General features: G+C 68.4%; 15 protein-coding genes. 14 read left to right on the forward strand and 1 reads right to left on the reverse strand.

Going from position 1 to position 12,629, the window contains the following annotated elements; genetic code table 11:
- The 14 genes from PARHAE_RS03450 (at window position 1) to PARHAE_RS03515 (ending at window position 11,665) form a co-directional block, all read left to right on the forward strand.
- The gene (locus PARHAE_RS03450) at window positions 1-765 is read left to right on the forward strand and encodes an ABC transporter ATP-binding protein (RefSeq protein ID WP_241232657.1); all 765 of its coding nucleotides are present in this window, start codon (window positions 1-3) and stop codon (window positions 763-765) included.
- The gene (locus PARHAE_RS03455; RefSeq protein WP_126153205.1) at window positions 762-1,493 is read left to right on the forward strand and encodes an ABC transporter ATP-binding protein; all 732 of its coding nucleotides are present in this window, start codon (window positions 762-764) and stop codon (window positions 1,491-1,493) included. The genes PARHAE_RS03450 and PARHAE_RS03455 overlap by 4 nt, the downstream gene beginning before the upstream one ends.
- Complete coding sequence (locus tag PARHAE_RS03460) at window positions 1,480-2,337, forward strand: branched-chain amino acid ABC transporter permease (protein ID WP_126153206.1); 858 nt, start codon at window positions 1,480-1,482, stop codon at window positions 2,335-2,337. The genes PARHAE_RS03455 and PARHAE_RS03460 overlap by 14 nt, the downstream gene beginning before the upstream one ends.
- Window positions 2,338-2,340: 3 nt before the next feature.
- A complete protein-coding gene (locus PARHAE_RS03465) occupies window positions 2,341-3,363 on the forward strand; it encodes a branched-chain amino acid ABC transporter permease (protein ID WP_126153207.1) in 1,023 nt (340 codons plus the stop codon).
- Window positions 3,360-4,385, forward strand: coding sequence for a zinc-dependent alcohol dehydrogenase (locus PARHAE_RS03470; protein ID WP_126153208.1), 1,026 nt, complete (start codon window positions 3,360-3,362; stop codon window positions 4,383-4,385). The genes PARHAE_RS03465 and PARHAE_RS03470 overlap by 4 nt, the downstream gene beginning before the upstream one ends.
- A gap of 2 nt (window positions 4,386-4,387) precedes the next feature.
- A complete protein-coding gene (locus PARHAE_RS03475) occupies window positions 4,388-5,176 on the forward strand; it encodes an alpha/beta fold hydrolase (protein WP_126153209.1) in 789 nt (262 codons plus the stop codon).
- A 21-nt stretch (window positions 5,177-5,197) separates the two neighbouring features.
- Window positions 5,198-6,418 (forward strand): acyl-CoA dehydrogenase family protein, encoded by a 1,221-nt coding sequence (locus tag PARHAE_RS03480; RefSeq protein ID WP_126153210.1) that lies wholly within the window; start codon window positions 5,198-5,200, stop codon window positions 6,416-6,418.
- Between the two features lie 53 nt (window positions 6,419-6,471).
- Window positions 6,472-7,032 (forward strand): flavin reductase family protein, encoded by a 561-nt coding sequence (locus PARHAE_RS03485; protein ID WP_126153211.1) that lies wholly within the window; start codon window positions 6,472-6,474, stop codon window positions 7,030-7,032.
- A 115-nt stretch (window positions 7,033-7,147) separates the two neighbouring features.
- Entirely contained in the window at window positions 7,148-7,867 is a 720-nt protein-coding gene (locus PARHAE_RS03490; RefSeq protein WP_126153212.1) for an ABC transporter ATP-binding protein, read from the forward strand.
- On the forward strand, window positions 7,864-8,577 hold the full coding sequence (locus PARHAE_RS03495; RefSeq protein WP_126153213.1) for an ABC transporter ATP-binding protein: 714 nt from the start codon (window positions 7,864-7,866) through the stop codon (window positions 8,575-8,577). Before PARHAE_RS03490 ends, PARHAE_RS03495 begins: the two co-directional genes overlap by 4 nt.
- Entirely contained in the window at window positions 8,574-9,437 is an 864-nt protein-coding gene (locus PARHAE_RS03500; RefSeq protein WP_126153214.1) for a branched-chain amino acid ABC transporter permease, read from the forward strand. The genes PARHAE_RS03495 and PARHAE_RS03500 overlap by 4 nt, the downstream gene beginning before the upstream one ends.
- A 13-nt stretch (window positions 9,438-9,450) precedes the next feature.
- The gene (locus PARHAE_RS03505) at window positions 9,451-10,476 is read left to right on the forward strand and encodes a branched-chain amino acid ABC transporter permease (RefSeq protein WP_206436849.1); all 1,026 of its coding nucleotides are present in this window, start codon (window positions 9,451-9,453) and stop codon (window positions 10,474-10,476) included.
- Between the two features lie 12 nt (window positions 10,477-10,488).
- The gene (locus tag PARHAE_RS03510; protein ID WP_241232658.1) at window positions 10,489-11,325 is read left to right on the forward strand and encodes an intradiol ring-cleavage dioxygenase; all 837 of its coding nucleotides are present in this window, start codon (window positions 10,489-10,491) and stop codon (window positions 11,323-11,325) included.
- Between the two features lie 7 nt (window positions 11,326-11,332).
- Window positions 11,333-11,665, forward strand: coding sequence for a hypothetical protein (locus tag PARHAE_RS03515; protein WP_126153216.1), 333 nt, complete (start codon window positions 11,333-11,335; stop codon window positions 11,663-11,665).
- Here PARHAE_RS03515 and PARHAE_RS03520 read toward each other — a convergent pair whose 3' ends face one another.
- Entirely contained in the window at window positions 11,666-12,616 is a 951-nt protein-coding gene (locus tag PARHAE_RS03520; RefSeq protein ID WP_126153217.1) for a LysR family transcriptional regulator, read from the reverse strand.
- Window positions 12,617-12,629: the final 13 nt, after the last annotated feature.

Consider the following 12,629-nt stretch of genomic DNA (forward strand, 5'->3'; position numbering starts at 1 on the left):
ATGCGCGACACCACCGAACAGGCCGAAAGGATCGGGATGGCCACGGAGATTCACCTTTCCGCGCGCGACGTGTCGAAAAGCTTCGGTGCGGTGCGGGTGCTGCACGGCGTCAGCTTCGACGTGCATCGCGGCGAGGTGCTGGGCATCCTGGGTCCGAACGGCGCGGGCAAGACCACGCTGTTCAACATGATCAGCGGCGACATCCGCCCTTCGGGCGGTGAAATCCGCCTGGGCGATGTGCCCTTGAAGGGCGAGCCGCCGTTCCGGCGCTGCAAGATGGGGATCGGGCGGACCTATCAGATCCCGCGCCCTTATTCCGGCATGACCACGTTCGAGAACCTGCTGGTCGCATCGACCTTCGGGGGCGGCCGGTCGGAACGCGACAGCTATGGCTTTTGCGCGCAGGTGCTGGAGGACTGCGAACTGGCGGGCAAGGCCAACCTGCGCGCCGGGGGGTTGACGCTTCTGGACCGCAAGCGGCTGGAACTGGCCCGCGCGCTGGCATCCGACCCGCAGCTTCTGCTGCTGGACGAGATCGCGGGCGGGCTGACCGACGACGAATCCCGCGATCTGGTGGCGCTGGTGCGCCGCATCCGCGACCGCGGCGTGACCATCGTCTGGATCGAACATGTGCTGCACGCGCTGCTGGCGGTGGCCGACCGGCTGATGGTGCTGAACTTCGGCGAGAAGATCGCCGAGGGCGCGCCCGATGCCGTGATCGCCGACCCGGACGTGAAGCGCGTCTATATGGGGATCGAGGGATGACCGGCGCCGTTTTGTCCACGCATGGCCTGGTGGCGCGCTATGGCGATTTCCAGGCGCTTTACGGCATCGACTTCCAGATCGGCCAGGGCGAGGCGGTGGCGCTGATCGGCGCCAACGGCGCGGGCAAATCCACCTTCCTGCGCGCGGTGATGGGGCTGCTGCCGGTCGCGTCCGACATGGTGCGGATGGGCGGCCAGCCCATCGGCGGCACTCCGGCCGACCGCATGGTGCAGCGGGGCGTGGCCATTGTCCCGGAAGGGCGGCGGCTGTTTACCGGCATGTCGGTCCAGGACAACCTGCGCGTCGCCGTCGATCAGGCGGACCGGCTGGGCCGCAGGGGCGGCTGGTCGCTGTCGCGGCTGCACCGGCTGTTCCCGATCCTGAACGAAAAGGCCCGCACCCCGGTGCAAAGCCTGTCGGGCGGGCAGCAGCAGATGGTGTCCATCGGCCGGGCGCTGCTGTGCCAGCCGACCGTCCTGCTGTGCGACGAGATCAGCCTGGGCCTTGCGCCCAAGGTGATCCGCGAAATCTATGCCGCCCTGCCGGAGATCCGGGCGCAGGGCACCTCGGTCGTGCTGGTGGAACAGGATGTGGGCTTGGCCCAGTCGGCGTCGGACCGGCTTTACTGCCTGCTGGAGGGGCGGGTGACGCTGACCGGCCCCTCGGGATCGGTCACGCGCGACCAGATCAGCCAGGCCTATTTCGGAGGTTCCCATGCAGTGGTTTGACGCGCTGATCCAGGGCGTTCTGCTGGGCGGCATGTATGCGCAATACGCGCTGGGCATGGCGCTGATGTTCGGGGTGATGAAGATCGTGAACGTCAGCCACGGCGATCTGGTGATCCTGCTGTCGCTGGTGGGAATCTCGCTTGCCTCGTCCTTTGGCCTCGGCCCGCTGGCCGTCATGGCGGCGCTGGTGCCGCTGGCGGTGGGGCTGGGCTGGCTGCTGCAAAAGGCCGTCCTGAACCGGGTGGTGGGCGAGGATCCGCTGCCCTCGCTGATCGCGACCTTCGGGCTGTCGCTGGCCTTGCAGAACCTGATGCTGCAGATCTGGTCGGCCAACAGCCGGTCGCTGCCGGGTGGCGGGATCGAAAGCCGGTCGGTGCAGATCGGCGGCATCTATATCGGCCTTCTGCCGGTGATCGTGCTGGCCGTCGCGGTCGCGCTGACCTGGGGGCTGGACCTGATGCTGAAGCGCACGCGCTTCGGCCGGGCGCTGCGGGCGGCGGCCTCGGATGTCGAGGCGGCGTCGATGACCGGCATCAACCCGCGCGCCGTCTATGCCTCGGCCACGGCCATCGCGGTCGGCATCCTGGGCTTTGCGGCGGTGTTCCAGTCGCTGCGCTCCACCGTGGCCCCGGCCGATGGCGGCGCGCAGCTGATCTATGCCTTCGAGGCGGTCATCATCGGCGGCATGGGGTCGGTCTGGGGGGCCTTCCTGGGCGCCATGGTCCTGGGCGTGGCGCAGGCCATCGGTTTCCGCATCGACCCCGGCTTTGGCGTCCTGGCCGGCCATATCGTCTTTCTGCTCGTGCTGGCGACGCGCCCGCAGGGCCTGTTCGGAAGGGCCTGAGACATGACAATGGTTGCCATGATGCCGATGCAGGTGTCCATCCGGCGGCAGACCGCCTCGGGGCGGGTGGCGCTGGCGCTGTTCGTGCTGGCGGTGATCGGGCTGGCGGCGATGCCCTGGTGGGCCAGGACCGGCACCATCCGCATGGTGCTGGAACTGTGCTGCTATATCGCCGTGGCGCAGATGTGGAACCTGCTGGCGGGCTATGCGGGCCTTGTGTCGGTGGGCCAGCAGGCCTTCATGGGGGCGGCGGGCTATGCGCTGTTCGTGCTGGCCCAGACCTTCGGGGTGAACCCGTTCCTGGCGGTCTTCCTGTCGCTTCTGGTGCCGCTGGTGCTGGCCGTGCCCTGCTATCTGCTGCTGCACCGGCTGGACGGGCCGTATTTCGCCATCGGCACCTGGGTCGTGGCCGAGGTGTTCCGGCTGGTCGCCTCGAACCTGTCATGGGTGAATGCGGGGGCGGGCATGTCGCTGTCGGTGATGAAGGACTATTCCGCCTTTCAGCGCAATATCGCCATGTCGCTGTTCTGCGCGCTGCTGGTCCTGGTCAGCATCGGCGGCAGCTACTGGTTCCTGCGGTCTCGCTTCGGGCTGGCGCTGATCGCCATGCGCGACAATCCGGTGGCGGCGGCCAGCCAGGGCGTGAACGTGCGCAGGCTGCGGTTTCTGATCTATGTCGCGGCGGCGGTGGGCTGCGGGCTGGTCGGCGCGGTCTATTTCATGGCGCAACTGCGCATCAACCCGCCCTCGGCCTTCGATCCGATGTGGTCGAACCTCGCCATCTTCATCGTCATGGTCGGCGGCATCGCCTCGATCGAGGGGGTGCTGATCGGCACGCTGATCTATTTCATCGCGGACCGCTGGTTCGGCGAATACGGCGCCAGCTATTTCGTCGTGCTGGGCGTGATGACGGTGCTGGTCGCGCTCTATGCCCGCACGGGCATCTGGGGCATGATCTCGAAACGCTGGGATGCGCCCTGGTTCCCGATCCGCCGCCACCTGGTTCTGGAAAGGGACAAGCCATGAAGGCAGTCATCTTCGACGCGGTGGGCCAGCCGCTGCGCACGGGCACCCGCCCCGATCCCGCGCCCGCCCCGGACGAGGTGGTGCTGCGCGTCGCCGGTTGCGGCATCTGCGGCAGCGACCTGCACATCACCGAGGATCCCGCCCCCTTCGGCATCGGGCCGGGCTTCGTGCTGGGCCACGAGATCGCGGGCGAGGTGGCGGCAACGGGCGCCGAGGTGCGCGACCTGCGCCCCGGCGACCGGGTGGCGGTGGTGCCGATGCGCGGCTGCGGCCGGTGCCCGCGCTGTCTGGCGGGCGATCCGGCGCGCTGTCCCGATATGGTGCTGATCGGCGGCGGCTATGCCGATTACGTCACCGTCGCCGCGCGCCAGTGCCACCGCCTGCCCGACGGCGTGGCGCTGTCCGACGCCGCCCTGGCCGAGCCGCTGGCGGTGGCGCTGCATTGCATCGTCCGGTCCGGCATGAAACCCGGCGACCGGGTGGCGGTGCTGGGCGCCGGGCCCATCGGGCTGCTGGTCGCCTTCTGGGCGCGGCGCATGGGCGCCAGCCATGTGGTGATGGCCGACCTGCACGACCATCAGCAGGCCCGCGCGCTGGCCTTGGGGGCCACGGGATTTGCGCTGTCCGGCCCCGCGCTGCCCGAAAGCCTGGCCGATTTGTGCGGCGGCGCGCCGGATATCGTCTTCGAATGCGTGGGCAAGCGCGGGTTGTTGCAGGCCGCGGCCCAGGCGGTGCGGCTGCAAGGCAAGGTGATCGGCGTCGGGCTGTGCATCGGCGGCGACGACTGGGATCCCTTTGTCGCGCTGTCCAAGGAAATCGACCTGATCTTCAGCGTCTTCTTCCATCAGCGCAACGAATTCGGCGTGGCGCTGGACGCCCTGGCCGCCCGCCCCTTCGCGCCGCAGGCGATCGTCACCGACCGCATCGGCCTGTCGCAGGTGCCGCAGGTCTTCGAATCCCTGCGCCGCCGCACCACGCAATGCAAGGTGCTGATCCAGCCCGAACTGTACTTAGGAGAATAGACATGGCCGTGAACTTTGAAACGCTGGAATACGACATCGGCGGCGTGCGGACGGTGGTGAAGGCCGTGGGCCGGGGCAGGCCGGTCCTGTTCCTGCACGGCGCGGCGACGCTGGAGGGTTTCGATTTCGCCGAAGGTCTTGCCGACCGCTTCCGCGTGCTGCTGCCCAGCCATCCGGGCATGGGGCTGTCGGGTCCCGCGCCGCATGTGGCCGACATCTCGGACATGCTGCTGCATTACCTGAACCTGCTGGACGTGCTGGACCTGGCCGAAAAGCCGCATCTGATGGGCTTTTCCATGGGCGGCTGGATGGCCACCGAACTGGCCGCCATCGCGCGGGACCGCTTTGACAAGCTGGTGCTGATCGCGCCCGCCGGGCTGAACGATCCCGCGCATCCGGCGACCCCGCTTGGCGGCATCGCGCCGCAGGATTTCCCCGGCTATCTGACCCATGACCCGGCGGTCGCCGCGCGCTTTTTCCCCGACGGCAGCGATCCGGCATTTGCCGAATCCTTCGGCGCCGACCGCGCGCGGGAAGGCGATCTGGTCGGGCGGCTTTGCGCGCCCTTCGGCATGGGCCATCCGAACCTGCGCCGCTTCATGGCGCGGATCACCAATCCGACCCTGTTGGTCTGGGGCGAACGGGACCGGCTGCTGCCCGCCTCGCAGGCGCCGATCTGGCTGGAAAACCTGCCCGCCGCGCAGTTCCTGTCCGTTCCCGACACCGGCCACCTTGTGCCGCAGGAACGTCCCGAGACCCTGAAGACAATCGGCGATTTCCTCGCCGCCTGAACCGACCCTGAGGAGGAGCAAATGAACAAGCCCATGAACCACAGCTATTGGGGCAAGAGCGTCGATTACCGCGATATGCTGCAACGGATCGCCCAGATCGGCCCGCAGCTTGAAGCCAATGCCCCGGCCGACGAGGCGGCAGGCGAACTGACGCCCGAGACCTTCGCCCTGCTGAAACCCCTGCGCTTCTCGCATCTGCTGGCGACCGAGGAACTGGGCGGCGCGCAGATGCGCCCGACCGAGGTGCTGCAACTGCTGGAAGCCGTCAGCTATCATTCCGGCTCGGCCGGATGGGTGTCGATGGTGCATTGCTGCATCGGCGCGATGTCGGCGGCCTTCCTGCCCGACAGCGCGGTGGAACGGCTGTTCGCGCCGGGCACCGAGAACCGATTCTCGGGGCAGGGCGCGCCGCTGGGGATGCTGAAGAAGGTCGAGGGCGGATACACGCTGACCGGCAAGTGGAGCTATGGCTCGGGCTTTTCGCATGCCACCTGGTCGCATTCGGCCTGCTTCGTGGACGACGGCACCGGCAAGCCCGCCAAGGACGAGGCGGGCAATGTCATCGTCATGTGCGCCCATGCGCCGATCCCGGAACACAAGCAGCTTGGCAACTGGGACGTGCTGGGGCTGAAGGGCACCGGGTCCATCGACTATTCCGCCGAGGATGTGTTCATCGCCGAGGATCTGGTGTTCCCGATCCTGACCGCGCCGCCGCAGCGGCTGAAGGAACTGTTCAGCCTGGGCATCGTCGGGCTGGCCGCCATCGGCCATACCGGCTGGGCGATGGGCACCGGGCGGCGGATGCTGGACGAGATCGCGGGCTTCGCGCGGTCCAAATCCGGCCGCGCCGGGCTGATCGGCGAAAGCGAGAAGTTCTGGTACGATTACGGCCGCGCCGAGGCCGCCTATCGCGCCGCCCGCGCCTTTGTGATGGAGGTCTGGGCCGAGATCGAGCATCTGGCCGAAAGCGGGCAGATGATGACCACCCGCCAGATCAGCCTGGTCCATCTGGCCAAGGCGCAGATCCACGAGGTCGGCGTCGATGTGTGCAACTTCGCCTATCGCGCCTCGGGCGGGGCGGGGCTGCGCGCCGGCGTGATCCAGCGGACCTTCCGCGACATGATGGTGGCGGCGAACCACTTCACCGTGGCGCCGTCGCTGGTCACCTCGGCCGGGCGCGATCTGGGCGGACAGTGGTCCGACCGGGTCTGGCAGTTCTACGACCTGATCGAGAAGAAATAAGCCATGCGCCGGGCCGGGGCACCCTGGCCCGGCACCAAACCCGGAGCGCGCCGATGACCGACCAACCGCTTTCGCAGGCCTTTCGCGAGGCTTTCCGCTGCCATCCCGCCGGGGTGGCCGTCATCACCGCCGATCCGGGCGACCGGCCCGTGGCGATGACCGTATCCTCGCTGATCTCGGTCAGCGCGGAACCGCCCACGGTCGCCTTTTCGCTGTCGTCTCGGTCGGGGTCGACGGCGGCGGTGTTGCAGGCGGGCGCGGTGGTCGTCCATCTGCTGCGCTATGACGATCTGGCGCTGGCGCAGTTGGGCGCGACGCCGGGCGCGGACCGTTTCGGCCCCGGCATCGCCTGGCGGCGCCTGCCCTCGGGCGAGCCGCGCTATGACCGCGTGGCGACCTGGTTCCGGGGGCGGATCATCGGGTCGTTGCCAGTCGAGGGCGCGACCGTCGTGGTCGCGGAACTGTTGGAGGGTGCGGCGGGCCATCCCCCCGGCGCGCCTGAACTGGAATCGCTGATCTATCTGGACCGGCGCTGGCACCGCCTGCGCGAGGCGGCGGACGGCCATGCCAGCCTGACGCTGATGGACGAGGATCCGCGCGATGTGTTCCGCTGACCCTCTGGGCGCACCTTCATAACGCAAGGCGATATTGCCGCCGGATCATCCGATCCAATCCGCCCTGGCCTGTCTTTAGGCTGCCCAAGGGCAATCCGAAGGGGAAGGGGGAGCCATGGCAATTCTGTCGCTGCGGGACGTGTCGAAGCGCTTTGGCGCGCTGACCGTGGCCGAGGCGGTCAGCTTCGACCTGGCCCCCGGCGAGGCCTTGGGCATCATCGGCCCGAACGGCGCGGGGAAATCGACGCTGTTCAACCTGATCACCGGCAGCCTGCGTCCCGACCGGGGCGGCATCGGCCTGGACGGGCGCGACATCACCGCCGAAACGCCGATGCAGCGTTGCGCCAGCGGCATCGGCCGGTCCTTCCAGATCCCGCAGCCCTTCGGCCACCTGTCGGTCTATGAAAACCTGCTGGTCGCGGCGCGCTTCGGCGGCGGCGTCGATGCCGCGCAGGCGCCCGGCCACTGCATGGACATCCTGCGCCGCACCGGGCTGGCGGCCCTGGCCGACCGCAAGGCGGGGGGCCTGCCGCTGCTCAGCCGCAAGCGGCTGGAACTGGCCCGCGCCATGGCGACGAAGCCGCGCGTGATCCTGCTGGACGAGATCGCGGGCGGGCTGACCGAGGCCGAATGCGGCGAACTGGTCGCCACCATCCGCGCCATCCACGCCGAGGGCACCGCGATCCTGTGGATCGAGCATGTGCTGCACGCGCTGACGGCGGTGGTGACGCGGCTGATGGTGCTGAACTTCGGCCGGGTGCTGATGATCGGCCCGCCCGACCAGGTCATGGCCGCCCCCGAGGTGCGCGAGATCTATCTGGGGATCGAGGCATGAGCGCGCTGTTGCAGGTAACCGGGCTGACCGCCCATTACGGCGATTTCCAGGCCCTGTTCGGCGTCGATCTGACGCTGGATCAAGGCCAGACCCTGGCGATCATCGGAGCCAACGGCGCGGGCAAGACCACGCTGATGCGGGCGATCACCGGCATCGCGCGGGTCACCGGCGGGTCGGTCCTGCTGGACGGGCAGCGGCTGGACCGGATGGCCGCGCCCGAGATCCTGCACGCGGGCGTCGCCATGGTCCCCGAAGGGCGGCGGCTGTTCCCCAGCCTGACGGTCGAGGAAAACCTGCGCATCGGCGCCCATGCCCGGCAGGGCAGCGGCTTCTGGACGCTGCCGCGCATCCATGACCTGTTCCCGGTGCTGCGCGACCGCCGCGACCACCCCGCCACCGCCCTGTCGGGCGGCCAGCAGCAGATGGTCGCCATCGGCCGGGCGCTGATGGCGAACCCCCGCGTCCTGCTGTGCGATGAACTCTCGCTGGGCCTGGCCCCGGTGGTGATCCGCGAGATTTATGCCGCTTTCCCGGCCATCCGCGACAGCGGCACCGCCATCGTCGTGGTCGAACAGGACATCGGCCAGGCGCTGAAGGTCGCCACCCGCGTGCATTGCATGATGGAGGGTCGGATCACCCTGTCGGGCGCCCCCGCCGATCTGGGGCGCGAGGCGATCCACGACGCCTATTTCGGGGTAAGACAGGGATGATCTGGCTGGACACGCTGATCCAGGGACTGATGCTGGGCGGGCTTTACGCCCTGTTCGCGGCCGGTCTGTCGCTGGTCTTCGGGATCATGCGGCTGGTCAACCTGGCGCATGGCGACCTGATCGTGCTGGGCGCCTATCTGATTCTGGGGATCGGCACGGCGACCGGGCTGAATCCCCTCCTGGCCGCGGCGCTTGCCCTGCCGCCGATGTTCGCGCTGGGCTGGCTGTTGCAGACCGCCCTTCTGAACCGCGTGCTGGGCGAGGACATCCTGCCGCCGCTGCTGGTCACCTTCGGGCTGTCTGTGGTGATCCAGAACACGCTGCTGATGGGGTTTTCCGCCGACAGCCGCAAGCTGCCGATCGGCCCCGTCGAGGCGCAGTCCCTGGCATTGGGGCCGGTGAACCTGGGGGTGATGCCGCTTGTGACCTTCGGCTCGGCCGTGGCGGTGGTCTTCGGGCTGAACCGGCTGTTCTATCGCACCGCGCTTGGCCGCGCCTTCCGGGCCACCTCGGACGATCCGGTGACGGCGCAGCTGATGGGGATCCGGCCGCAGCGCGTCTTTGCCGTGGCGACCGGCATCGCGCTGGTGGTGGCGACGATCGCCGCGCTTTACTTGGGCGCGCGGGCGAATTTCGACCCCTCGACAGGACCGGCGCGGCTGCTTTACGCCTTCGAGGCGGTGATCATCGGCGGCCTGGGCAGCCTGTGGGGCACGCTGGCCGGGGGCATGGTGATCGGCGTGGCCCAAGCCCTGGGCGCGGCGCTGAACCCCGAATGGCAGATCCTGGCGGGGCACCTGGCCTTCGTGGCCGTGCTGCTGCTGCGCCCGCGCGGGCTGTTTCCGCGCGCCAATGATTAGGAGGGCGTGGACCATGAGAACGCTGCTTCCTCCCGCGATGCTGATCGTGGCGGTGGTCCTGCTGGCGGCGCTGCCGGTGATCGGCAGCCGCGCGCTGGTGCAGGATCTGTTCATGGTGCTGTGCCTGCTGGTGCTGGCGCTGAACTGGAACATGCTGGCGGGCTTTGCCGGGCTGATCTCGGTGGGCCAGCAGGCTTTCGTGGGCATCGGCGCCTACGGCATGTTCGCCTGCGTCATCCTGGGGGGCATGGATCCGCTGGCGGGCCTGCTGGTCGGCGGGCTGGCCGCCATGGCCCTGTCCGTGCCGGTGGCCTTTTTCACCTTCCGCCTGAACGGCGCCTATTTCGCCATCGGCACCTGGGCGGTGGCCGACATTGCCCGACTGGCCCTTGGCCAGTGGAAGGCGCTTGGCGGCGGCACCGGCACCGCGCTGCCCAAAGCCGCCGTGCAGGACATGCCGGGGATCGAGGCGATCCGCGCGCTGATCGGCGGATCGAAGGCGGCGGCGGTCGATGCGCTGACCTATTGGCTGGCGCTGGCGCTGGCGGCGGCGATGCTGGCGGCAAGCTGGGCCTTCCTGCGGTCGCGCATGGGACTGGGCTTGCAGGCGGTGCGCGACAATCCGGTTGCGGCGCGGTCGGTCGGGGTGGACCCGGTGCGCCTGAAGGCGCTGGTCTTTCTGCTGACGGCCTTCGGCACCGGGATCTGCGGCGGGCTTCTGTTCATCCAGATCGGGCGGATTTCGCCGGACGCCGCGTTCTCGCTGCTGGACTGGACGGCCTTCGTCATCTTCATCGTCGTGATCGGCGGCATCGGCACGCTGCCCGGCCCTGTCGTCGGGGTGCTGGTCTTCTATGGCCTGCAAACCCTGCTGGCCGATTACGGCACCGTCTATCTGATCGTCCTGGGGCTGATCGGCATCGCGATCATGCTGTTCGCGCGGCGCGGCCTGTGGGGCGGCTTCACCCGACGCACCGGCCTGGATCCCGTGCCGCTGTCCCATGCCGCGCCCCGGCCCGTCCCGACACCCGAATCCTGAGGAGGAAGACCCGTGAGCTATTTCACCGAAGCCAATTCAACCGCCACCGTGAACGGCCGTATGGGCCCCGGAACCGATCCTCGGTTGGCGACGGTCATGGAAAGCCTGGTCCGACACCTGCATGACTTCGTGAAGGATGTCGGCCTGACCCAGCAGGAATGGGAATACGGGATCGGCTTCCTGACCCGCACCGGCCAGATCTGTTCGGGGGAACGGCAGGAATTCATCCTATTGTCGGACGTGCTGGGCGTGTCGATGCTGGTCGATGCGATCAACAACCGCCGCCCCCAGGGTGCGACCGAAAACACCGTCTTCGGCCCCTTCCATGTGGACGGCGCGCCGATCCGCCAGATGGGCGACTCCATCAGCCTGGACGGCAAGGGCGAATCCTGCCTGTTCGAGGGGCGGGTGCTGGATCTGGACGGCTCCCCCGTCGAAGGCGCGACGGTGGATGTCTGGTCCGACAATGCCGACGGCTTCTATGACGTGCAGCAGCCGGGCATTCAGCCGAAATGGAACAACCGGGGCCGCTTCATTACCGGGCCGGACGGACGATACAGCTTTGTCGGTATCAAGCCGGTCAGCTATCCGATCCCGGATGACGGGCCTGTGGGGCAGATGCTGGCCCATCTGGGCCGTCACCCCTATCGGCCCGCGCATATGCACTATCTGGTCACCGCACCGGGTTATCAGCGGCTGGTGACGCATACCTTCGTGGGCGGGGACGAATACCTGACCTCGGACGCGGTGTTCGGCGTCAAGGACACCCTGGTCGCCCCTTATGAACGGCTGGAGGGTGGCGACACGCAGTGGCGGTCGCCCTTCGATTTCGTCCTGGTTCCGGTCTGAGGCCGCCATGCCCAACGTCAAGATCTATATCGACCAGGCCTGCTATGACGCCGTGCGCCCGGCCGTATCCGACCTGCTGCCCGATCTGCGCGCGATGCTGTGCGATCTGCTGGAGGTCGCGCCCGACGCCTGCCAGTTCGCGGTGCTGCCGGTGCTGGGCCTGCCGGACCAGCCCAGGATCAACGCCGAACTGCACCTGATGCCGCGCCCCTCGCGGACCCGCGACCGGCTGGAACAGGTGGCGGCCGGGACGCGCGACAGCCTGTCGCGGGCCAGCGGGTTGACGGTCGCGGTCAGGATCGCCCAGCTTGACGCGGCGACCTATGTGGCGCTGAAATGATCAGCCGCGCCGCCGCGTGATCTGCTGGTCATGGTCCATCCGCGCCTGCAACCGCTGGCATTCGGCCAGCAGGAAGGTGGTCAACTGCCGCACGGCAGGGGGCAACTGGCGGTCGGACACCCGCAGGATGCCCAACTGGCGTTCGGCATGGTCGATCTTCAGCGGCAGCGCCTCCAGCGGGATGGTGCGGCGTGACAGGAACACCACCGAATAGGGCAGCACCGTCAGCGCGTCCGATCCGGTCAGCACGGACTGGATCGAGGCCAGCGTCCCGCCCGAGAAGTTCACGCGGAAATCCTCTTGCCCGATGGATTTCAGCGCCCGTTGCAGGTCGCGATACAGCGGGCTGTCGATGGGCGGCGCGATCCAGGCATAGGGCGCGATATGGTTCAGCGTGATGCCTCGGGTGCGGGTCAGCGGATGACCGGCGCGGCAGGTGATGACATTGTTGCCCGACAGCAGCGGCGTGAATTCCAGATCCGGCGGCACTTGTCCGGGATGCAGCGGCAGGATCGCCACGTCCAGCCCGCCGTTCCGCAGCCCGGCCTCGAGCTGGTTCAGATAGCCATAGGACTGGTCGATCTGCACATCGGCGTGGCGCGACTGGAATTCCGCAATCATCGAGGCGACCACCCCGTCCATGAAGATCGGCGACCCGCCGACCCTCAGCCGCCCCGCCAGCCCCTGGCGATAGCGTTGCACCAGCAGGCTGGCTTCCTTGTTGGCGCGGTGGATGCGGCTGCCCAGCCGCGCCAGGCTGGCGCCCAGTTCGGTCGGGCGCAGGGGACGGCGCCCCGGCTCGAACAGCGGCAGGCCGATCCGCGCCTCCAACAGCGCCATCGACCGCGACACCGAGGGCTGCGACTTGCCCAAGGCCTCGGCCCCTTCGGTCAGGCCGCCCTGTTCGACGATGGCCGCCAGGATCTCCAGGTGTTCGCTGTCGAGCTTCATAGCATGACGCTAT

It is taken from the genome of Paracoccus haematequi (assembly GCF_900631945.1).
Classification (GTDB): Bacteria; Pseudomonadota; Alphaproteobacteria; order Rhodobacterales; family Rhodobacteraceae; genus Paracoccus; species Paracoccus haematequi_A.